The 23,055-nt window shown below is 44.3% G+C and carries 22 protein-coding genes; 1 reads left to right on the forward strand and 21 read right to left on the reverse strand.

The features are described from left to right. Positions 1-16: 16 nt before the first annotated feature. The 20 genes from lepA to DESOR_RS24215 all read right to left on the reverse strand — a co-directional run bounded on the left by lepA (position 17) and on the right by DESOR_RS24215 (position 21,529). Positions 17-1,822 carry a translation elongation factor 4 gene (gene lepA / locus DESOR_RS24115; RefSeq protein WP_014187209.1) on the reverse strand — a complete coding sequence of 602 codons (1,806 nt, stop codon included), beginning with the start codon at positions 1,820-1,822 and terminating at the stop codon, positions 17-19. 987 nt (positions 1,823-2,809) lie between these two features. Next, positions 2,810-3,436, reverse strand: a complete 627-nt coding sequence (locus DESOR_RS24125; protein ID WP_014187211.1) for a cyclodeaminase/cyclohydrolase family protein — start codon at positions 3,434-3,436, stop codon at positions 2,810-2,812. Between the two features lie 16 nt (positions 3,437-3,452). Further along, a complete protein-coding gene (gene ftcD / locus DESOR_RS24130; protein WP_014187212.1) occupies positions 3,453-4,343 on the reverse strand; it encodes a glutamate formimidoyltransferase in 891 nt (296 codons plus the stop codon). Positions 4,344-4,531: 188 nt separating this feature from the next. Then, positions 4,532-5,401: an EamA family transporter gene (locus tag DESOR_RS24135; RefSeq protein WP_014187213.1), complete on the reverse strand. Its 870-nt coding sequence runs from the start codon at positions 5,399-5,401 to the stop codon at positions 4,532-4,534. A gap of 116 nt (positions 5,402-5,517) precedes the next feature. Next, positions 5,518-6,633, reverse strand: coding sequence for a homocitrate synthase/isopropylmalate synthase family protein (locus tag DESOR_RS24140; RefSeq protein ID WP_014187214.1), 1,116 nt, complete (start codon positions 6,631-6,633; stop codon positions 5,518-5,520). 25 nt (positions 6,634-6,658) lie between these two features. Next, complete coding sequence (locus tag DESOR_RS24145; RefSeq protein ID WP_014187215.1) at positions 6,659-7,504, reverse strand: radical SAM protein; 846 nt, start codon at positions 7,502-7,504, stop codon at positions 6,659-6,661. A gap of 86 nt (positions 7,505-7,590) precedes the next feature. Then, positions 7,591-7,860 (reverse strand): 4Fe-4S dicluster domain-containing protein, encoded by a 270-nt coding sequence (locus DESOR_RS24150; protein WP_014187216.1) that lies wholly within the window; start codon positions 7,858-7,860, stop codon positions 7,591-7,593. After that, positions 7,857-8,240, reverse strand: a complete 384-nt coding sequence (locus DESOR_RS24155) for a NifB/NifX family molybdenum-iron cluster-binding protein (protein ID WP_014187217.1) — start codon at positions 8,238-8,240, stop codon at positions 7,857-7,859. The genes DESOR_RS24150 and DESOR_RS24155 overlap by 4 nt, the downstream gene beginning before the upstream one ends. 19 nt (positions 8,241-8,259) lie before the next feature. Next, positions 8,260-9,567, reverse strand: a complete 1,308-nt coding sequence (gene nifN, locus DESOR_RS24160; RefSeq protein ID WP_014187218.1) for a nitrogenase iron-molybdenum cofactor biosynthesis protein NifN — start codon at positions 9,565-9,567, stop codon at positions 8,260-8,262. Further along, entirely contained in the window at positions 9,560-10,927 is a 1,368-nt protein-coding gene (gene nifE, locus DESOR_RS24165) for a nitrogenase iron-molybdenum cofactor biosynthesis protein NifE (RefSeq protein WP_014187219.1), read from the reverse strand. The genes nifN and nifE overlap by 8 nt, the downstream gene beginning before the upstream one ends. Before the next feature lie 17 nt (positions 10,928-10,944). Continuing rightward, complete coding sequence (gene nifK / locus DESOR_RS24170; RefSeq protein WP_014187220.1) at positions 10,945-12,363, reverse strand: nitrogenase molybdenum-iron protein subunit beta; 1,419 nt, start codon at positions 12,361-12,363, stop codon at positions 10,945-10,947. 23 nt (positions 12,364-12,386) lie between these two features. Continuing rightward, positions 12,387-13,823, reverse strand: coding sequence for a nitrogenase molybdenum-iron protein alpha chain (gene nifD, locus DESOR_RS24175; protein ID WP_014187221.1), 1,437 nt, complete (start codon positions 13,821-13,823; stop codon positions 12,387-12,389). A gap of 35 nt (positions 13,824-13,858) precedes the next feature. Continuing rightward, positions 13,859-14,686 carry a nitrogenase iron protein gene (gene nifH / locus DESOR_RS24180; RefSeq protein ID WP_014187222.1) on the reverse strand — a complete coding sequence of 276 codons (828 nt, stop codon included), beginning with the start codon at positions 14,684-14,686 and terminating at the stop codon, positions 13,859-13,861. 30 nt (positions 14,687-14,716) lie between these two features. Further along, positions 14,717-15,100 (reverse strand): P-II family nitrogen regulator, encoded by a 384-nt coding sequence (locus DESOR_RS24185; protein WP_014187223.1) that lies wholly within the window; start codon positions 15,098-15,100, stop codon positions 14,717-14,719. Between the two features lie 2 nt (positions 15,101-15,102). Next, positions 15,103-15,420 carry a P-II family nitrogen regulator gene (locus tag DESOR_RS24190; protein WP_014187224.1) on the reverse strand — a complete coding sequence of 106 codons (318 nt, stop codon included), beginning with the start codon at positions 15,418-15,420 and terminating at the stop codon, positions 15,103-15,105. A gap of 295 nt (positions 15,421-15,715) precedes the next feature. After that, positions 15,716-16,159 (reverse strand): HutP family protein, encoded by a 444-nt coding sequence (locus DESOR_RS24195; protein ID WP_014187225.1) that lies wholly within the window; start codon positions 16,157-16,159, stop codon positions 15,716-15,718. Between the two features lie 251 nt (positions 16,160-16,410). Continuing rightward, positions 16,411-18,309: an LTA synthase family protein gene (locus DESOR_RS24200; protein WP_014187226.1), complete on the reverse strand. Its 1,899-nt coding sequence runs from the start codon at positions 18,307-18,309 to the stop codon at positions 16,411-16,413. A 47-nt stretch (positions 18,310-18,356) separates the two neighbouring features. Then, positions 18,357-19,925 carry a murein biosynthesis integral membrane protein MurJ gene (gene murJ, locus DESOR_RS24205; RefSeq protein ID WP_014187227.1) on the reverse strand — a complete coding sequence of 523 codons (1,569 nt, stop codon included), beginning with the start codon at positions 19,923-19,925 and terminating at the stop codon, positions 18,357-18,359. Positions 19,926-20,019: 94 nt separating this feature from the next. After that, positions 20,020-21,102: a stage II sporulation protein P gene (spoIIP, locus tag DESOR_RS24210; RefSeq protein WP_014187228.1), complete on the reverse strand. Its 1,083-nt coding sequence runs from the start codon at positions 21,100-21,102 to the stop codon at positions 20,020-20,022. Positions 21,103-21,199: 97 nt separating this feature from the next. Next, a complete protein-coding gene (locus tag DESOR_RS24215; RefSeq protein WP_014187229.1) occupies positions 21,200-21,529 on the reverse strand; it encodes a phage holin family protein in 330 nt (109 codons plus the stop codon). Positions 21,530-21,719: 190 nt separating this feature from the next. On the opposite strand from DESOR_RS24215, the gene rpsT reads away from it, so the two are divergent. Next, positions 21,720-21,992, forward strand: a complete 273-nt coding sequence (gene rpsT, locus DESOR_RS24220) for a 30S ribosomal protein S20 (protein ID WP_014187230.1) — start codon at positions 21,720-21,722, stop codon at positions 21,990-21,992. A gap of 46 nt (positions 21,993-22,038) precedes the next feature. On the opposite strand, the gene holA is transcribed toward rpsT, so the two are convergent. Further along, positions 22,039-23,049, reverse strand: a complete 1,011-nt coding sequence (gene holA, locus DESOR_RS24225; protein WP_014187231.1) for a DNA polymerase III subunit delta — start codon at positions 23,047-23,049, stop codon at positions 22,039-22,041. Positions 23,050-23,055: the final 6 nt, after the last annotated feature.

A 23,055-nucleotide genomic window follows, 5' to 3' on the forward strand; every position in this document is an offset into this window, starting at 1 on the left:
TAATCGATAGGAATCGTTAATCCTCGATCTTCAGAACCGCCATGAAAGCATCCTGGGGAATTTCCACGTTGCCAACTTGCTTCATGCGCTTTTTCCCGGCCTTTTGCTTTTCAAGGAGTTTACGTTTCCGTGAAATATCTCCTCCATAACACTTAGACAAGACATCTTTTCGCATGGCATTGACCGTTTCGCGAGCGATAACTCGACTCCCAATGACAGACTGAATGGGAATTTCAAACATCTGCCTTGGGATAATACTGCGAAGTTTTTCAACGAGTTTCCTGCCCCGGTGATAAGCCTTTTCTTTATGGACGATAAAGGAAAGAGCATCTACCAATTCGCCATTAAGAAGGATATCAATTTTAACAAGATCAGTTGCTTTATAGCCTGCCAGCTCATAATCCAAAGAAGCATAGCCCTTCGTTCTCGACTTTAATTCATCAAAGTAATCAAAAACGATCTCACTTAGGGGAAGCTCGTAAACCAGTTTCACCCGATTTGTCGACACATAATCCATATTACAATAGGTTCCCCGCTTTTCCTGATTGAGTTCCATAATGGGTCCTACAAACTCAGCCGGTACCAAGACAGAAGCCTTAACGATAGGCTCTTCAATACTGACAATCTGATCTACCTTAGGAAGATTCGACGGATTATCAATGTTTAATACTTCCCCTTTAATAGTTGTTACCTTATAAATAACACTGGGAGCAGTCGTGATTAAATTAAGATCATATTCTCTTTCCAGGCGTTCTTGAATAATCTCCATGTGAAGTAAGCCTAGGAAACCGCAGCGAAATCCAAAACCTAAAGCAACAGAGGTTTCCGGCTCGAAAATCAAGCTGGCATCATTAAGATGAAGCTTTTCCAAAGAATCCCGCAAACGATTATAGTCACTGGCCTCAACGGTATATAGTCCGCAAAACACCATGGGGGTTGCTTTTCTATAGCCCGACAGAGGTTCTGCCGCCGGATTTTCCGCATCCGTAATTGTATCACCGACCTGAGTATCCTTAACGTTTTTGATGCTGGCAGCAACGAAGCCGACTTGACCGGCCTTAAGTTCATCGACAAGCCGCATGGAAGGAGCAAATACCCCTACCTCCGTCACTTCAAAAGTTTTACCCGTCGACATCATTTGCATGGTAGTTCCTTTTGCGATTCGGCCTTCCACAACTCGAACATAGGAAATAGCCCCTTTGTAGGCGTCAAATTTGGAGTCGAAAATCAAGGCCTTCAGAGGTGCTTGATCGTCTCCCTTCGGAGGAGGAACCATAGTTACAACCCTCTCCAAGATCTCTTCAATGCCAATTCCTGTCTTCGCTGAAGCCAAAATAGCCTCACTGGCATCTAAGCCGATAATGTCTTCGATTTCCTGCTTAACCCTTTCCGGTTCAGCACTGGGCAGGTCAATCTTGTTAATAACTGAAATCAGTTCCAGATCATTTTCTAACGCCAAATAAACATTCGCCAGAGTCTGGGCCTCAATCCCCTGAACTGCATCAACAACTAATAAAGCCCCTTCACAGGCTGCCAAACTGCGGGACACCTCATAGGTAAAATCGACATGCCCAGGTGTATCAATAAGATTCAGCTCATAAATTTCTCCATCTTTCGCCTGATAACTTAAGCGAACTGTCTGAAGCTTAATCGTAATCCCGCGTTCACGTTCTAAATCCATGGAATCGAGAACTTGCTCTTCCATTTCCCGCTTGCTTAATGCCCCGGTATATTCTATCAGTCGATCAGCTAAAGTGGATTTACCGTGATCGATATGTGCAATAATAGAAAAATTACGAATACGTTGTGAAGCCTGTGCCAAAGTCCTGCCCTCATTTCTATCATCAAGTTTAAAGTCAGCAACTCAGATATTCTAAATACTAAGTATACCAGTTCAAGGGGGAACTTCGCAAGAATCCAGACTCAACTATTCCGAGCATAAATCCAGCCTCGGCAGTTCTTTAAAGAGTGCTCCCGGGGTCGGGCAGCTTCGCCATATCCTGCAAGATTAGTTAATTCGTGCGAAGACAGTGTCTTCGTGTCGCAGCATTCCGAGGCTCGCCCACGCGCGGCAGCGGGAGCTAGCCTTCAGCGGATAAGTATTCTTTGGAGATAGCTGCTTCGGCGAAAGTGTCCACCGGACACTTTCGTGCCAAACCTCTGGGTAGTACCTGAAGTAAACCTGGCTCCGCAATCCCCGCAGCCGCTTGTGAGCTTTTACCGCCTCTCCATGCAATGGGTTCGCTTCTATGGACGAAGCTGCCCTTGCTTTCGGGTCTAGGGATTCTTTATCCTGTCTTTAGGGTCTTTTTCAGGGTAGCCTGCCATGCCGCTGTGGTAGCACCATCAGAGGATGAAAAATGCCAAATACGCTTAAGATTCTACGAAGCCTTACATGAAGTCCCCAAAGTTCTGCTTCCGCTCCCGACAAACAGGCAGGAGGAGCGCTTTTCTGCTAAGCGGATGCGTCAGTGGAGCCGCGCTAAGGCGAGTGCCGACGGTTCGCGTCCCCGTAGCGCGCCGCAGGACTTGTCCATGGATGGACTGATGCCGCGGTGCCAAGGATGGCAAGGAGCGGCACACATGCAGGAATACCCAGAGGTTCGGACGCGCTCGCGAACCGTCCAGCGAGCCAGCGGCGGAACTCGCAGACGCGTGCTGTACGACGAAGACACGGTCTTCGCACGGGTTAAACCTTCTTGCAGCACCGTCTTCGCACGGGATAACATAGCAAAAAAGCGCTCCTCCCCAGAGCCAGGCCGAAAAGCGAAGACCGACCCCCGATCAGGATGGTTTTTTCAGAGCAACATTAACCAATAACTTCTTTAGCTCTCTCCAAAATCTGTTGATTTAATTGATCAGCATCTACTTGTAACTCCCCGACCCTGTCCTTAATCATATGCAGAAAGGCCTCATCTTTAATAGAGCTTAGATTAATCTTCACATTAAAAATAGCTCCCTGAAACCCTGCGTAAGCCGTCACTCCAGACACAGCCGCATCACAGGCGGTGTTAGGATTCCCGATGGTCAAAACCCTAATTGACAGCTTCAAAACCTCAACACAAGCCTCTGCTACTTTAAGGGGAAGCAAGGATGCCTGTTTGTTGGCCTCCTGAATCTTTTCTGACCTTATGGCCTTTTCTTCGTCGCTTTCCTTAGGTAATTTATAAGCTTTCATGACCTCATTAAAGGCATTCGTATCTTCATCGATATATTTTACTAAATCGCTCTTTAAGGTCAGCCCTTTTCCCTTAATTTGCACAATTTCATCCTGAACATCACTAAATTTGGGTTTACCTTCTGTAAAATTACAAACCATAGTAGTCAAGGCTGCCCCCAAGGACCCTGCGAGGGCTGCAGCACTCCCACCTCCGGGAGCCGGCGAATTACTGGCTAACTCTTCAATAAACCCCGTTACCGTCTTGTCAATGAGCATCCATACTACCCCCTCATCATAAATTTTCTTCAAAGACCTGCTTGCGATCGAAGTTTTCTAAACGCAAATAGAATTCAGCAACATCAAGAAGCGCCTGCATTGGGGTTACACCCACCAGCTCACTGCCAATCACATTCACCCCATACCGTGCTGCCTCAGATTTCACAGTTTCGAAGACTCTATAGAGTGGGGTACCGGTGTAATTAACCATATTAATAGACACCTGAGCTACATCCCGGTCTTCCAGCATAACACCCATAGCCCTAACGTACTTATATCCACCCTTAATTTCACGGATAGTATCAGCTATTTTCTTAGCAATACTAAGATCGTTGGTTCCCAGATTAATATTATATGCTACTAAAAATTGACGAGCTCCTACCACCGTAGCACCCGCTGAAGGATGCATTTTAGGCTGCCCAAAATCAGGATGGCGCTCTGGTTTGCTAATTTCCAGCTTCAGGCCCTCATACTCACCTTTTCTTACGTTTGGAAGCCTTCTCCTGTTCGGAACCTTGGCAGCTTCTTCATACAAATAGACGGGAATATCCAATTTGCCGGCGATCTCAGCCCCAAGCTTATTGGCTAATTGGATACACTCTTCCATACTCACTTCTTTGACAGGAATAAACGGAATCACATCCGTCGCCCCAACTCGGGGATGCCCTCCCTGCTGCTGTTCCATATCAATTAATTCACAGGCTTTGGCACAGGCATTAAAAGCAGCGAGCTTAACCTTTTGCGGTTCTCCAACAAAGGTGACTACCGTTCGATTATGGCTGGCGTCCGGCTTGACGTCCAGAAGCTTAACGCCCTCGACTTTTTTTACCTCATCCACAATGGCTTCAATAACTTCCGGACGACGCCCTTCACTAAAATTAGGTACACATTCTACGAGTTTACCCATTAAAACTTAACCCCTCTCAATTTTCTACATGTTACTATGCCTAGTTCTATCGTCTATTATCTAAAGAAAACTTGTTTGGCACTCGACGAAGACACTGTCTTCATACGTGTTAGCCTTCTTGCAGCCTCCGGTGAGGCGGCAGCCTTAGTTGCACTGATGCGCTGTCTAGTAAAAAGCAAAACTTTTTCTTAATTAAAAAACTTTAATAAGATTAACCCTGCTAAAGCCAGTATAATACCAACTATTTTTCGTTTCAAATTCCATCGTTCTTTTAAGAAGATAATACCTATTAAAATGGTGAAAACAGTTGATGTTTGCGCAAGGGGACCCACTACGGAAAGCTCTCCGCCATATTTATAAGCTGCATAGAGAGCTAAGGTGGAAATCATTTGAAAAATAGCGCTTAAGAAAATAAATAAGGTATTTTTTCTAGGTTTTAAAAAATACTTGAGCTTGCCGAGGGTCTTTGGGATAAAGATAATAGTAAAAACCCCCGGCAGGGCATAGACAAGAATTTGATAAAAGACAACAGAGAAGGAGTTCAAAGCAATATTATCCAGTGCATAAGCACTGCTGATAATAAACGCATAAATTATTGTAAAGATATGGGGTTTTCCAAAGCCTTTTAAACTCCCTTTATGCCAATAGATAATTACAAGCCCTCCAAAAATAAGAGCAACTCCTAATAAACTGCTAAACTTAAAGCTTTCACCCAGAATGAAAACTCCTAAGACCATAAACCAGATGGATCTTGTGGTGGCAATGGTTTCAACTTGACTGACCTCCGTGGCCTTTAATGAATAATAATATAAGGCCATAGCTGCTGTATATAGGGCACTAGAAAATATCACAATTAACCAGATTTTCAGACTGTCTGTTATAATCAGCTTTTCAAAGCAAAGGAAGGGTGCACTGAGAACTCCTATACCAAAGAGCAAAAACGCACTAAAGGCCATAGGGTCCATTTCTGGATCCCGCAAGGAATATTTTTGGATAATCTTAGACGTTGAATTCGTCACAATATAGATAAGCACCAGTTGAAACCAATCTAAAGACATTATGCCGCCTCTCTTCTGCACCTAATCCAATCCGTCCAATTCTACACCAAATGACAAAACCCTTCTTTTTAAGCCGAGTGCTTAAAAGAAGGGTTTTGTCTGTCTCTTTAATTCTATCATGAGCTTAACACGATTCCTAAAATTTCATCTTCTTCCAAGGGTCTTTCTAACTGTTCGATTTTGGCTAAAGTTTTTCTCAAAAGTTCGTCCGCTTTATCTTGATTACAGTCTATACCTTTTGACTTGAGCAGCCAAACAACGTTTTTGTATTTGGTATGTTTACCAAAGGCTGTTGAATGCTTTCTACCAACACTCTCAGGCGGAAAAGTTTCATAATTGGCAAAGTCCTTCTGAATCCCGTCAATATGAATGGAGGACGTATGAGTGAAAACATCCCCTCCAATTATTGGCTTTGCCCTGGGAACCTGGCGATTAGCCAAGGAACTGACCAGCGAACCTAAAGAATTTAAACGTTTAAGATCCAGCCTCACCTCTTGTTTTAGAGTATATTTTAGTGCCACAGCCACTTCTTCGAGAGCTGCATTACCCGCTCTCTCCCCCAGTCCTCCTACAGTCACACTTAGGGCTTTAAACCCGGCCTGAACAGCTGCCAGAGAATTGGCCGTCGCCATTCCCAAATCATTGTGCGCGTGAAATTCTAAAGGAATATCTGCCTCCCGGGTTAAATCCTGCAGCTTAAAGAAAATACTTAATGGTTCCATGATTCCTAACGTATCGGCAAAACGAATGCGGTCAACCCCCAGCTTTTGAGCTTCTTTAATAATCTCTTTGAGGAAAGCTATATCAGCTCGACTGGCATCTTCAAGACCCAGGACTATATAGCCGGCTTCTTTCTTGGCGTCTCTCACGCACCGGCCCATCTGCTCAAGAAGCCAGGCCCGATCCTTTCTTAATTTATGCTTAATCTGTTGTTCTGAAACGGGTAATGATATAGCAACTCCTTCCACCCCAGTACGATAACTAGCTGCAAGATCCTCTAAGACAACTCGATTCCAAGTTATTAAGCGTACCGGCAGCTTCAAAGCCACCAGCTGGGAAATTCTTTTCGCCTCCTCTTCGCCCATGGCAGGCACGCCAACTTCCAATTCATCAATCCCTGCCTCCACCAGGGCCCGGGCAATCTTCTCCTTCTCCGGCCTGTCAAATTCAACGCCTGGGGCTTGCTCCCCATCCCTTAAGGTTGTATCACAGAGTAACACACGCTGCTCCATTCTTCAGTAACTCCTTTCTATTTGTTTAGACCAAGCCGATAGCGTCAGCACGGCACTGTTGACAGTGAGTCATCTGAGGGAGAACTGAACTCAGAACACTGCGGTAATTTTTGATTAATTCCATTGGAGGAGCCATCTTATGGGCCAGTTTCCCTTGAGGGATCAAGGGCAGCAAGTTGTGAAGATGAGCTCCTCTCTTCTTAACATCCAAGGCTAAACTATAGAGTAATTTTTCATTAACTCCGGGGATGACTACGGTATTGACTTTCACAGTCATGCCAGCCTTCGAAGCCTGCTCCAGACCTAAGAGCTGGTTTCTGATCAATATTCTGGCTCCGTTATTCCCCTTCAGTGTTTTTCCTTGCCAGCGGACATGACTGTAAATTTTAGCACCCACTTTCTCATCAAGAGTATTAATCGTCACCGTAATATGGGATACACCAATATCCACGAGTTCGGGAAGCCTTTCCGGCAAGAGAAGTCCATTCGTACTCATACAAAGTATCATTTCCGGGAAATTTTCCTTTACTTTCCTCAAGGTTTCAAAGGTTGCCTCATTGGCCAGAGGATCTCCCGGCCCGGCAATCCCCACAACTTTTAATTTTGACCCGATCACAGAGGCTTTTGCCTTGAGTACTGTTTCAATGGCTTCATCCGGAGTGATAACTTTACTGGTCACCCCGGGACGGGATTCATTGGCACAATCAAATTTGCGCACACAATAGTTGCAGGAAATATTACACTCCGGGGCCACTGCTAAATGAATTCGCCCGTTTTTTCCATGCCCGGAGGTGGAGAAACAGGGGTGTCCGTGATTTAAGTGAGTGTCTGTTACCTCGGCTATATTGGCATATTCGCATTCTCTATGCATTGCAATCTCTCCCATCGTTCATTAAATTTAAGATCTGCTGACCTTGAAGTCTGCTTTGGAGTCATGAGCGTCGGGAGTTCCCCATATTAAGCCAGTTTCGCTTTAAAAGAATAAGCATGGCGGACACAAATCTTCCCACAAGACCGGCAGCCGACACATTGATCTTTATTGACGATTTTAGCTACATAACGTTCTGTCCCCTCATCATCTTCAAAACTTTCCAAACCCAAGCATTCCTGAACACATAATTTTACACATCGCCCGCATCCTAAACACACTTCTTTATTGATTTCCTCTACATACTGAGGGGTCCAGGGCAGTCCTCCAAAGGTTTGACAGACAACAACCTCACTCAAATCATCCCCTCCTCCTTCTTATTCTCTAATTTTTTCTTCAGCCAAGGGGGCAGTTTCTTTGATTGGAACAATTGCTTAAGCCTGTTCAGTTCGTATTCAATTTCTGTTCCAACCGGTACTTTTAAGGGATGAATACCGCTTTGCACCAGACGAGCCGCCGCAGGGCCGCCGATTTGGGTGCAATAGACGACATCGCATTTTCTGAGCATCTTGATCCGCACGTCCACTTTATCTTCGGATTCCTGCAGGTCTTCGGCAGAAAGGGACGTATGAATAATTCCCTGGGGTTCCCCGGCAAACTTATACATTTCAAATAAAGGAGCTGAGGCAAAATGTGAATCAATGGTTTTACCATCACTGCTGGCAAAAGCGACAAGCATGGCATACCCTCCTTTGAAATTAACTTAAGGTATTTAAAGTATCAAACAAAAACTGCTGAGTGCCGGCATACCCAATCCAGCATTTTTGGGGGTAACCTACAAAATCAAAAACCGGCAACCCCGCCCTTAGATGAGGAATTTTAAGCAGACCTGCTGCCTGGCGGCCGTTGGAATTGGCGATCAACAAATTGCTTTGCCCCGCTCGTTCCTCAAACATCTCTAAGTCCCCCACTTCAATAGGAACCGGCAAAAGCAAAGGATTACTACTGCCTTGGGAAGCGGACAAAGCTACCGAAATCTCTGCCCCTACCTCCACCAGGCAAGAAGCCAAGCTATACAAGAGATCCATTTCCAAAGCGATAGCTACTTTTTGTCCGCCAAGCTGATCATGATAATCCGCCAGAGTATCCAACAACCGGCTTCTCTGCCGCAGAAGCTTATCCGGTATTTTCTTCCCGGAAATCTCAGCTAACTTTAAAACAAAACTATCCGTTGCTTTTAGTCCGGTTAAGGACGGTATATTAAAATGAGGAACCCCATAAGTTTGCTTCAGAAATTCTCCCGCATTTTCCATACTCTGCCCGAAGGAAAAACAAGCCTTGCACTTAGGAAGTTTCCGGAAGTCCTCAAGCTGTGTGCCTCCCTGAACCACTGGTGCAGCCTCCAATTCAGCATGCCCATCCAGGGAAATTGAAAGATCGGGTATGGTAATCGCCTGATAGCCAAAGCTTTCAACCATCTCTTTCAGTTCATCGACATCCCCTGGTGTTAGGTGGCAGCCAGGCAATAAAGCTGCATAAGCCTCTTCCTCTCTGTCATCAAATTCTCTAACCTTCCCTAACCCCTGATCTGCATCCGGCAGACCGGTCAGGGTCATGAGCAAGGACTCTACAGCTCGCTGATAACCCTCCTGCATGGAACCGATATAATCCGGAGTACTCGCCAATACTACCGGAAAGCCCTCCAAATCCCGGCGTTCCGATCGCAAACTGGCTAGGGCACTTGCCATATCATCTCCAAAGGTTTCTGTCAGCCCGGAACTCATGACTCCGATGATCTGGGGCTTGTATTTATCCGCAGCTACAGCAATTCCCTTTTTGAGATGCTCCCAGCCGCCGAAGATGACTGTGTCTTCCAACAAAGCCGTTGAATTCAAAGGGATAGGTTCTTTATAATGCCTGGACAGCTGTAAGCGAATGAATGAGGAACAACCTTGAGAACCATGGAGTAAGGCTAAAAGACCATTGACACCTAAATAAGCAAGAGTCGCTCCCAAAGCAGGGCTGTTTTTCTGTGGGTTTCCGTCATAATGTCTTGTCTTAGTCATTGATTACACCCTCCTTCGGGGGAAATTCCTGTCTCAGCAGGCCCCAAACAGGACTCAGCACAGTACGGGTTAAAGATTTAGCAAAGGTAACCATTCCCTGATAACCAGCATAGGGAAGTTTTCGCCCGTGGTTAATATCCAAGAAAGGCGTCCTTGTTTTATGAGCCAGATATTTGGTCTTTCCTCCGGCCACGATGAGATCCGGTTTTTTCTCAGCAATTATTTTTAAAAAGCCCGCAGAACTTGTATCTTCGATAATTTGAGCCGAGGGGTCCATCAGTTCTTTCATACGCTGAAAATCTTCTGGTGTCGAGTTTTGAGTTCCTCCCGCCAAGATATTAATCCCTAATTCAGCCAAGGTAGAAACCATCGACCAAGTTTTAACTCCTCCCGTAAACAAAATAGCCTGTTTATTTTCCAGTAACTTTCGATATTCCGCAATGGTCTTGCGTGTTTCCTCCTCCTTCTGCTTAACATATACTAAGGTTCTCTCCAGCAAATCAGGATCACCCAGCGCTTTGGCAATGTTGATCAACGTTTCTGAGGTATCATGAATCCCGTAAAATGACCCCTCCATAAATGGTATCCCATAGCGAATTTCCATCTTGCGTACAAGATTGGTCAGGCTTTTAGAACAAATCAATACATTAAGGCATGCTCGATGAGCTGAACGCAAGTCATCGAATTTGGCATCCCCAGTAATAGCCGTTTGCACGGTGATCCCTAGGTTTTTCAAATCAGGCAAGACTCCCCAAAGATCTCCTGCAATGTTATACTCTCCAATCAGGTTGATGGAAAGAGGTATTTTCTCGTCTGAACCCCCCCCTGTCCCGATAACTCGATCAAAGAGAACCTCTCCAGCAATCCGATTGCCAATATTTTTGTCTCCTAAAAAACCTGGGCAATTCACTGCAATAACTGGAACCGTCAGTTCAGCTTCGGCTTCCCTGCAAATCTTGTCGACGTCATCTCCGATCAGGGAGGAGACACAAGTTGAGTAGACAAAAATTGCTTTAGGATTATGTCGAGCGGCAATCTCTAAGATCGCTGCTTTTAGCTTAGCCTCTCCGCCATAAACGACATCATTTTCCATAATATCGGTGGTCAGTCCCCGCCGGTAAAGTTGGGAACCTGAGGAGCGAGCTCCTCGGTTATCCCACGAATTACCTGCACAAGCAATCGGTCCATGAACAAGGTGAGCGACATCCGTAATAGGCATGAGCACAACTCTTGCCCCGTCATAAGCACAACTACGCTCCGCGCCTTCACCGGGCAGGGCCTTCATGCATAATTTTGGCGAACCGGCCTCCGCCATAGAATGTTTATCTTTAAGATCCAATTTTGTCAGATTGGTGAACATGAAGCACCCCTCCGTTCTTAACGCATTAATTCAAAGTAGGTGTCGGTAGAAGCCCTATCGATTTCATCCAGAAACGTATTGACAATCATGGTGATTAAGTTTATGACTCCTGAATAGCCAACGATTGGATAGCGATGGAGGTTCACCCGATCATAAATGGGTATACCTACTCTGATCAACGGAATATTGGCATCACGGGCAGCGTACTTGCCATGGCCGTCGCCGATTAACATATCCACCGGCTCCGTAACCAGCAGAGAGCGCAGATGCCAAAGGTCTTTGCCAGGATAGAGGGTTGCTCCTTGACCATAAGGACTTGAGGAGAGTAATTTTTCCATTGCTTTCTTAAAAGGTACGGTGGAATTTGTGCAAACTATGTGGACCGGCTCTCCTCCCATTTCCAGAAGGAAAGAGACAAGACCTATCAGGATATCCGGGTCGCCAAACAGTGCAAATTTCTTGCCATGGATATATTGATGACAATCAGTCATAGCATCGACGGCACGCCCCCGCTCAATGGTTATTTCCTCCGGAACTTCTTTGCCTGTGAATTTGGCAATGGCTTGAATAAAGTTATCCGTGCCTGAGAGCCCGATAGGCATGGGAATCGTTTCCACAGGAACTCCCTTACCCTTAAGATATTTGCTGGTAGTCGAGGTGGAATAAGCCTGTAACATTAAATAGCTTTTCGCGTTTAAAGCCTCATTCATTTCAGAAATCGGTGTCCCGCCGGGGTACAATTCGTAGGTCCCCAAATTAGGAGCATCCAAAACATCACTATGGTCGGGTAAAAGGGTAAAAGGAGCATTCATCTCTTTGAGAAGGCGTTTATATTCACGCAAATTGGCGGGATAAGTGTCAAAACCAGGGACAACGTAGAGACGATCGTTGATTGTATCTTCCTGTCTGGGTTTAGCTAAACATTCGATGAGGCTTTTGACTGTTGAGTCATACCCTGTGATATGAGAACCTTTAAAGCTCGGAGTGTTGGCTAGGGCCACTGCTAAATCTCGGGGAATCGCATCTTGTTCCTTGGCATTGCCTAAATAAGATTTGATATCGTCCCCAATAACTTCTGCCATACAGCTTGTAAATACTGATATAACCTTAGGTTTATAAACCGCATAAGCATTTCTTAACCCTTCAATAAAGTTGGACTGGCCGCCAAAGACCGCCGAATCCTCTGTCATCGAATCCGAGACTGCTGCCACAGGTTCTCTGAAATGGCGGGATAAAGTGCTGCGAAAATAAGCAGCGCATCCTTGAGAACCGTGCACAAACGGCAAGCATCCTTCAATCCCTAGGGAACAAAGCAGGGCACCGAGGGGTTGACAGGCTTTGGCCGGATTGATGACCAACTTTTCACGGGCAAAATTCAACTCCCGGTATTCCATACTATTCAGCCATTCTTTTGTTACCTTTGTACAAGCTTCCATATGCTACATCCTTTCTGCCCAACTTATTTTGCCCAAGGAGCTTTGACAGCCTTCCACGTAGGACTGTTAACGGCCATATCCATGTCACGGGCAAAAATCGGAAATCCTTGGTATCCGTGATAGGGCCCTGAATAATCCCAGGAATGCATTTGACGGAAGGGAAGACCCATTTTTTCAAAGACATACTTCTCTTTAATCCCCGATCCGACCAAATCCGGTTTTAACTTACTCACGAATTCTTCAATTTCAATCGCCGTAACATCATCATAAATTAACGTTCCGTCTTTAAGATTGGCCATGCTTTTGTCATAATCTTCGCCATGGGCAAATTCATAGCCCGTACCGATAACCTCCATACCCAAATCTTCATAAGCTCCCACAACGTGTCTGGGGCGAAGCCCTCCGACATAAAGCATTACTTTTTTCCCTTCGAGGCGCGGTCGATAAATATCGATCACTTTTTGCATCTCTGCCTCGTATTTCTCGATAACGGCTTTGGCTTTTTCCATAATACTGTCATCAAACATGGCGGCGATTTTTAAGATTGACTCCCTGACCTTGGTCGGTCCAAAGAAGTTGAATTCCAGCCAAGGTGTTCCGTAAGTTTCCTCCATATGTCTGGCCATGTAGTTCATACTGCGATAACAGTGGATTAAATTCAGCTTAACAAGATGTCCGTTCTGGAGCATTTCGATAGTGGAGTCACCCGTCCAGATATTCACAACATTCAAGCCAATTTCTTCAAGGATTTTTTTACTGGCCCAAGCATCACCGCCAATATTATAATCGCCGATAATCCCGACATCGTACGGCCCAACTTCTCTTCCCGGGCCCTTACCTATGAGATGATCCCGGATAGCGTCATTAGCTATATGATGGCCCAGAGACTGACTAATTCCTCTAAAACCTTCACAACGAACCGGAATGACCGGCAGCTTAATTTTCTCGCTCATGCGGCGGGAAACACTTTCAATGTCATCTCCGATCAATCCGACTGGACATTCGGAGAGAACCGAAACCCCTTTGGTGTTTGGGAAAAGTCCCACAACCTCTTCAATAATTTTCTCCAGCTTTTTGTCTCCGCCGTAAATAATATCGCTTTCCTGAAAGTCCGAGGTAAATAAAAAGGGTACAAAGTTGTCAACACCGATTTCCCCGTCTGCCAAGTTCCGGCGGTTGGCCCAAGAATAATAGCCGCACCCCACCGGTCCGTGGGATATATGTGTGCAATCCTTCACCGGCCCCCAAACAACACCTTTAGCCCCTGCGTAAGCACACCCTCGGGCGGTCATGAGACCCGGAACCGTTTTGGAATTCGATTTGACTGCACAGCTGGCACACTCATTATTTTCTTTGATGGTAATATGCTGCCGCCGATTCTTTTTAGCCTTTTCGGGGTATAGCTCCAAGACTTCTTCGACAACTTGTTTTCTGAAATCAATTGTCTCCTTTATGCTCATAAGACTGTCCTCCCTCATTTTGCAAGCGGCAGTTATTACATTTCCATAATTCCGTATTCCATCAGTAACTCTTCTAACTCCTCCATTGCCAGGGGAGTTGGGATGGTATGCATCGTATTGTTCTCAATCTTCTTGGCCAAGGCACGATACTCATCTGCTTGTTTATGAGTGGGATTGTATTCAATGACGGTCTGTTTACGCAGCTCAGCACGTTGTACCTCATTATCCCGGGGCATGAAGTGTATCATTTGCGTATTGATTCGTTTGGCCAGGGCTTCAATTAATTCAAGTTCTTTGTCGACTACACGGCTGTTGCAGATCAAGCCGCCCAGACGAACCGTCCCCGTCGTAGCATACTTTAAGATCCCTTTAGAAATATTATTGGCTGCGTACATGGCCATCATTTCACCGGAAGTTACAATATAGATTTCTTTGGCTTTGTTCTCGCGGATCGGCATGGCAAATCCACCGCAAACAACGTCTCCTAAAACGTCGTAGAAAACATAATCCGTTTCTTCATTATAAGCACCGTTTTCTTCCAGGAAGTTAATGGCTGTAATGACCCCACGGCCGGCACAGCCAACCCCCGGTTCCGGCCCCCCTGATTCGGCACACTTAACGCCTAAAAAACCTTCCATCAAAACCTCATCCAGCTCTAGATCTTCGACAGTACCTCTTTCCCGGGCCAAGTCCATAACCGTTGCTTGGGCTTTAGTGTGCATAATCAAACGTGTGGAGTCAGCTTTAGGGTCACAACCCACAATCGTAACTTTCCTTCCCATTTCGGCCAGAGCAACGACGGTGTTTTGGGTAGTTGTTGATTTTCCAATACCACCCTTTCCATAAATAGCTATTTGTCTCATATCAACACATCTCCTTTAATTAAACTAGGTCTAAACAACAGCTTCTTTTCCGGTTTCTCCAGTACGTACGCGAACAACCTCTTTTAGGGGTATCACGAAGATTTTACCGTCGCCCATGTGTCCTGTTTGATTCGCCTTGATAATCACATCAACTACTTCTTCGACTTCATCATCCTGCACTACAATAGATAACAACCGTTTAGGTATCCAATTAAATTTAGTATCATCACCAAGTCCTGAATCCTTTACCATATTCAATTCCGGGTCAACTTCAGCCGCCCATCCTCCTATGCCGCCTTGTTTACCCCGGCCCTCAACACTTTGGATTGTCAGAGCAGGATAGCCAGCATCTTCAAAAGCCTTTTTTGTTTCAGGCACTTTATGACGCCGAATAAAAGCCATGATTTCCTTCATTTTTACAACCCCTTTGCTCCTTTACTCACGGTGTACGCCGCTTCAACTTCTGTTACAAAGACTTTGCCGTCACCCATGGTTCCTGTCTTAGCTTTCTCAAGAATAATACCGATGGCTTTATCCAGCTGTTCATCTTCCACAACCATAAGCAGCATAGTCTTGGGAAACTCATCATAAACTACATCACCAATTCGAATCCCTTTCGTCCTGCCTCGGCCAAAAACGTGCATTTTAGTGAGAGAAGGCATTCCATTCTCCGCTAAGGCCTCAGCTATACTCTCCGTTTTATCCGGTCTGACAATGGCTCTAATCATTTTCATATCAAACATCCTCCTTCAAATTTGTCATCTTCGCTAAAGAAACCATGATAATTAGGGGAAAGGTCCATCGCACCACCTCCTTAAAGTAATATGAAAAAGACAAAGAGGGCCCTTAATTGATTAAATAATTAAGGGCCCTCTAAAACACTGTACCGCTCCAAATCCTTACTCGATTTGGTGCCCGGTTATGCAATTACTTTGGAATAGTGCTGCTTTATTTTATTAGCCATGGTTTCACTAATACACTTCACTTAAATCACTAAAACACTGAATTCTCTTAACCACTGAACTCTCATCAAAGATGCATCATGCCCAATCCCACCCTGGCGTGTTCTAAAAGGGGGTGAAGAGAAGAACGGCCATAAATAGCGACTGCTATCCATTCTGAATCCGTTGTTAAACCAATCTTCAAGGCAAAACTGGCATTACTATTAGTATGAATAAAAATACTGTTGCTGGCCTCCAGCGTGGCATGAATTAGAGCATGTATCTTGCGGTCTTCCTTGGGAATCACTCCCGTATTAAAGGCTGTCGCTATCACTGAATTCGTGAGCTTGCCGGTATGTTGGAGGTTGGCGACGGTTCCCCCAAGCTCAGTCACTCCGCATCGTAAATCATACTCACTGTAGAGAGACTTTTTTATTTTCTCTTCTTCCTCTCTTGTCTCTGTCATAGCTAAGAGCAAGGCTGACCGTTCTAAGGAAGGTTTCACTTTGTCTCCGGGTCTTGATACTTTCAAGTTAACCCCTCCTATCAATTTTTAAAACTTGGCAGGCGACCGCCATAGTTGGGTATAAAAAAAGCCGTCTAAATATCAAATGATACCTTGACGGCTCCCTTGCCCTATATTGTTTGCTAAAGTATATTTCATATAGTACTGGATATTTGGTCCTTTGTCATTAATCAAAAAGCCGCAAATTTGCGCTAAATCTCCTTAATTTATCAAGTTTAAACCTCTTCTCAATCTCTCCCGTCGTTTTACGCAAAAATTTAATCATCATTATCCTTATAGGTTTTAAAATAATTGCTGCGAATGATTTTATCAGCAATATCTAATCCCTGCACGGCATCCTTAGACTCCTGGTCAGAAAGACCCCTGCCAAGCAATTGTCCGGTGGATAGAACAACATAGTCTTTATGAGTATTGAGAAGATTACGGCCCATTGCCGTACTCTCAATTTCTTTTTGATCTATGCCCATAAGATACGCCAGGGTTGGCAATAAATCAATCTGGCCACCTGTTGTTTTTACTTCCTTACCCTGCATACCTTTAGAATAAATAATCAGAGGTATTTGGTTATACCCTTCGAGCCACCAACTTTCAGGGTTTTTAAGACCTCGTATCTCATCATCATAGAACTTATGCACCCCTGTATGATCTCCGTATAAAGCGATAACCGTATTTTCTAATAAGCCATCCTTATCCAGTTTATTGATAAACTCTCCAATTTGTTGATCCGTGTAATGGATGCTTTGAAAATAACCGCCCAGCCTGGATATATTCAAATCAGGATTAAGATCTAAGCTACAGTACTGCGCCGGCAAATCAAAGGGAGCATGGCTGCTCAGGGTAACAAGAAAAGTATAAAAAGGTTGTTTCTCCTTCTTAATCACTTCCTCCACTTGTCTGAGATAGCTCCCATCACTAATCCCCAATCCAATCCACTCATCAATTTGGAAATAGCTCTCATCAATGGTATTTTGAAATCCTATGGCCGTAAGGGCTGGACGCCAGTTCCAATACCCTCCTTTGTCAGGATGAATAGCCAATGTCTCATAGCCGTGGTTCTGAAGGATTTTAGGCAGGGAATTGTACGTATTACCGGGAAAGCGAAAAAAAGTTGACCCCTGACGCACGGGATAAACGGAAGTATTGGTCATCAAATCAGCATCCGAACTGGTTCCGTTCCAGACTTGCTCATAGTAATTGGAAAAATAAAAACTGTTTGCTAAGAGTTTATTGAGGTTGGGCGTAATTTCCTGACCATTTTCACTCTTTCCGATGACGAAGTTTTCCAGAGATTCCACTTGCAGCACTATGAGGTTTTTTCCCTGAAACAGGCCGGAAAAGCTGTTCTTAGGGAGGTTTTCCGATTTACTGGCAAACCATGCTTTGATTTGTCCCCTTTCCTCATCGCTTAAGCTTAGAGGTCTGCTTTCCTCAAAATACTCATACGCATCAAATAAATGATAACCAAGTGGGGAAAGGTTTGACATGGTCTGGTTTTGTGACCATGAGCACTTAAACAAGAAAAAGTTCGAATTGATGGGGAAAACATCAATAACTAAGTAATTTAGAAAAATCACTCCAGTTGATAAAACGAGCAACATAAAAAAAATCGGGAAACTCCTTAGAGCAGATTTAAACTCTGGGGCGGCCCAGAATCCTGTCAGGACCAAGAGTATAATATCTATTCCAAATACAACATCGACAGGCCGCAGCATGGAGATTATACTCGCAGCGAGATTATCCAAATTAGAGGTTTGAAGAAGGGCATAAACTGAAAAAAAGCTGCCAAAGGCCCGGAAGTTCATTAAGTCTGCAACCATGACAAATGACAAAAGGAGGTTCAAAAATACCAGCATCCAGTAGTGTAATTTCCCTCTCGACAGAAAAGAGACACTTAGTAAAGCCACTTCAAACGAAATATAGATTAATACAAATAGTGGATTGGTCATCAGCTGAAATGCTTTAATAATGTTGAAGTGAACCCCATCATTATTGACTAAACCTAAGAAAATGAAGGATTTTATCAGTAAAACAATCCAGGTATAGTGAAAAAGCTTTTCACCTGTACGAAGCCGGTGCAAAACTGCCTGGAAAAACTGTCGATAGTCCCCTAGGTCTGGTTCCCGGTTTCTGACCGCAGTTCTGTCAACTAGATTCACAATACTCAGTCCTTTATGGGTTCATATTTAATCCTTGCCTTTGCTGTCTAGCGAGTTCCAAACTTGCGGTATACTAAGCCTAAAATTTGTTTAAGCTCCTCCATTCTCAAGAGCTTAGCTGCTCCGGCAAATACAAGCGCTCCTAGAACCGTCCCCGAAATCAACAGGAGAAGGGAGCCAAAGGTACGGGTTCCTAGTAAAGGAGTCAGCAATCCGCTCCACAACCAAATAACCCCAGCCATAATCAAGGAAGCCGCCAATGTTTTAAGACTTGTCCAAAACATAGCCTTGCCATCCATTTTCCCCATTTTTTTGCGTAAGAGATAGAATAAAAGAATCATGTTTATAAATGCAGCTATGGTTGTGGCAAAAGCTAAGCCGCCATGAGCCAAAGGACCAACTAATAAATACATGGCCAAAACATTAATAGCCATTGAAATAATTCCCAAAATGACAGGTGTCCAAGTATCTTGAAGAGCATAAAAGGCCCTCGGCAAAATCTGAATAACCGCTTGCGAAGAAATTCCTAACGAAAAATAAAATAACGGGATAGCCATGGTCTGCGTATCCTTTGCCACAAAGTGACCATGTTCAAACAAAACCCGGATCAGGGGAAACCGCAAGACAATCATACCGACTGAAATTGGTAAGGTAATAAAAATAACCATACGGACCGCATTTGACAGGGTCTGCCGAAAATCATCCCATCGTTTCAGGGATGCTTGTTCTGTCATCGTCGGAAAAGTCGCTACCGCAATCGCCAAGGCAAAAATCCCCACCGGCAGCTGAAAAAGCCGGTATGAATACCAAACTGCAGTAATACTCCCCGGGAAAAGCTGAGATCCAAAATTATTGTTCACAACGACCTGAATTTGGTTAAGAGAATAACTGAGAATAATCGGTATCGCTAAGGCTCCAATTAAACGAACGCCGCGATTCCTTAGGTCGATAACCGGAGTATACCGAATTCCCACTTTGCGTAAGGCAGGAATCTGAACTGCGAAACTGACAAAAGCTCCAACAACCACTCCAAAGGCAAAGCCCGATACACTTTCAGGCTTCTCAGGATTGGCTAAGATTGTTCCGAAAAAAATGATGCAAGCGTTATACAAAACTGTTCCCAAAGCTGAAGGCCAGAAGATCTTATAAGAATTCAAGACTCCCATAGTCAACCCGCTTAAAGCCATAAACAGGGGTTGAATGAGAAGAATCCGAGTTAAATGGATTGCCAAAAGCGAGTTTTGGGGTTCAAATCCCGGGACCACCAAATGAATAAACTGAGGGGTAAAAAAAAGTCCCAACAATACTAACAAACCAAGAGTCAGAAAGATTAAATTAACAACTGAGCTGACCACGCGCCAGCCCTCATCTTCATTTCCTTTAGCGATGTATTCTGAGAAGACAGGAATAAAGGCGGCACTTAACACTCCGCCCACTAAAAGCCAGTATAATAAATCGGGAAGGACAAAGGCCGTATTGTAAGCATCCGTAACCCCGCTTTGTCCAAAGAATCCCGCCATCAATGATTCACGTAAAAATCCGAGCACACGTGAAGCCATTTGAGCAGCCATCAAAAAGCCGGCTGCTTTCATCACTGTTCGGTTGGTTGACGACATAATGATTTAACCTTCTCCCATCGCTACTCTGCCACACGATTATAGCATTTTTCGTCTTGCGAAAAAAGAGAAACATTAAAACACGCTAAGAAGCTTAGTTCAGCCACTCCGCCAAAACATCTGCTAAAGCCTCAGCGGCTCTGTTCGCCTCATCTAGAGTATTATACTGAGTCCCAAATTCCAACAGCAATCCGCCATCAGACAAGTGTTGATTATACCTGGCATCTGCCGCATAGGAGATATTCGGATCAAAAAGCCCAGGATACTTTTCTTCCCCGATTTTCATCAAGGTTTTAGCCAGAGCCTCATTCTTTTCCCAATGAGGATTCTTTTTACCGATAACTATTAGAATATGCGCGGCCTTATGACCATTCACGGTAACTGTTGATTTGGAGAATCCCGGCGGAAGTCCGTCGCGATGAACATCCAGCAGTAGTTTTATTGTAGGGTAATCCTTAAGCAATTTTGCAGCTGTCTTAATCGATTCACTATAGGCTTTCATAAAATTAGCGTCATCATGTATTGTTAAATCATGTACGGCACCAACTCCCTTTTTCTCGAGAGCTGTCTTTAAGGTTTCTCCCACAGTGACGATATCCGCGTTCTCTCCCTGTAAACGGTCCGGACCCCCATCGCCGGCATAGTTTTCACTGTTATGTGTGTTATAAATTCCTACTAAGATGTCCTTTCCGCTGGCTGCCGCAGGGGGTGTAAGACCGGATGAGCCGCTGCTTTCTTTAGGAGGTTGTGTCTCAATAGGCTCGAGAATAGGTCCTTCAAACTCCGGATCGTCAGGATTATAGGCCCAACCCAACCAAACTGGCCCCTGAGGAGGATACGAAAAATAGCTCAGGAAAAATGTACGCGGATCAGAAATATTCACTCCAGTCAATAGGAACATACCTGCTGCCAATCCCTGATGCCTGGTCAAATCCACCCTGGCACGTTCAGGCTGAGAAAAACCCGGTGCTCCTTCTAAGATTATTGACTCAAAGGGAAAGGATTGCTGGGTTAAAAAATGAACAAATTGAAGAGAACTCCCGCTGCGCAGGGCATAAGCCAATCCTAGAATAAGCAACAGGCTAAAGACTCCTAATAAAAATCCTCTTAACCATTCTTTAAAGGTCCATATTCTAAAGTTATTATTTTGTCGATGATAAAAATCTTCTTGCAGCAAAGGACTTGTCCCCCTTCCTCTTATAGAAGAAGTATGAAAGACAAGCCCTTTGTAGAACCATAACTATTTAATCATTAAAAACTTAAGTAAAATGAGATTAACGCAGGGTTGTTGGAACAAAGCTGTCCACAATTCCAATAACTAAAGAAGCCAATAAAGCTCCAATAATGGAAACGGAAATAGACCCGGGAACTAAAAATTGGCTGAAGTAAATTACCACGGCAGCTGTTAAAAAACCAATGGATCCTCTTCCCATCCGTGTAACTTTATCCCCGAAGAGCCTTTCAATACCATAACCCAGTATTGCTATTACCGCTGCTGCAATCAAAGCTCCTGTAAATCCATTGACACGAAGTCCGGGAACAATCCAGCTTACCAAGAGTAGAACCACTGCTGATACGACAAACCGCACGATCATTCCTATCATTGTATGACCCTCCAATCCTTTATTCACTAAAATTGATATATTTGATACAATCCTTAGTGTAAACAAATCTTCAATAATTATTACATTGCACAAATTTCCTCATTTTCCTTGATAATTTATGAACCTGATGTTAAAATATAGTTTGTGCAATAATCCGAAAGAACCTAACAACCAAAGGGGGTGACTATCAGTGCCAAACATTAAATCCGCAATCAAAAGAGTGGAGTTAGCAAAAGCTCGCACGATTAAGAATGCTGCTGCCAGATCTACCTTACGGACAAGTATTCGCCGTTTTGAAGAAGCAATCAGCACGGATTCCGAGACTGCAGCACTCGCTTTGAGAAAAGCTGCTCGTGCTTTGGATAAAGCCGCCTCCAAGGGTTTGATTCATAAAAACTTAGCTGCTCGTAAAAAGTCCCGTCTTACAAAAAGATTCAGCAAGCATTTCGCCCAAGTAGGCTAAACCAAAACATAAAAAAAGAAGCGACAATCGTCGCTTCTTTTTTGTTTCAAGAAACTTCCTCTTCACAAAACTTGACAATCATCATTTCCAATAAAAATCCGGGATCTCCGCCTCCGGATTTTAAGGCTACATCAGTGTTCAGGCACTCAGACAGACCCTTTGACAATTGCTGGGTAGAAAGCTTTAGTGACTGCTGCCAAATTTTTTGGGCTTCATAGGGTTTAATACCTAAAGCAGAAGAAACCTCAGTTACATTACCGCCGCGCCGGCGCAGGGCATCACAACCTAATAAGAGTCGGACTTGTCGAACCATTAAAGTCAAGACCTTTATGGGGTGTTCTTCTCGTAACACCTCACGTAAAGTCTGAATAGCCTTAGCCGCAGACCGGACAGCCACAGCATCTAAAAGATCAAAAATGCTCGCCTCAATAGTACGAGGAGTGATAAGTTTTACATCCTCTATTGTTATCTTGGCACGGTTCCCTACATATACCACCAGCTTATCAAGTTCTTGACTCAATACCCCAGTTTGATGCCCTGCCCATTCAATAAACTGAGCTGTAGTCTGAGCATCCATGGATTTTCCTCGCGCTTTTAATTCCGATTGAACCCATGATATCCATTCTTGGGGGCGTTTGGGAGAACTGAATTCGATAATTTCCCCTAATCGATCAATTGCCTTATAAAGCTTTCTCCCTTTATGTACACTCTGAGCAATTAATAACAGGCAGGTAGAGGGATTAGGATTGGATAAGTATCCCAGCAGCGGTTCGAGGTCCAAGGTTTGCCCATCTTGAAAATAGCTCACTTCATCAACCACAACAAGACGATTGGCAAAGAAGGACATGGTATTAGCCCGCTCTACAATCTCTGCCGGAGTCATCTCTTTGGGATCAATTACTTCAATCCCGCTTCCTGATGGATCCGTCCTTAAATAGAACGATTTAAGGACTTGCAGCCCTTCCTTAATTAAAAATCGGTCTTCCCCATACCACAGATATATGGGCGAAATCTTTTCTTTAGCTATGCTTTCCTTAATCCGTTCTATCTCACGCATCTCTAA

The organism is Desulfosporosinus orientis DSM 765 (assembly GCF_000235605.1).
Lineage (GTDB): Bacteria > Bacillota > Desulfitobacteriia > Desulfitobacteriales > Desulfitobacteriaceae > Desulfosporosinus > Desulfosporosinus orientis.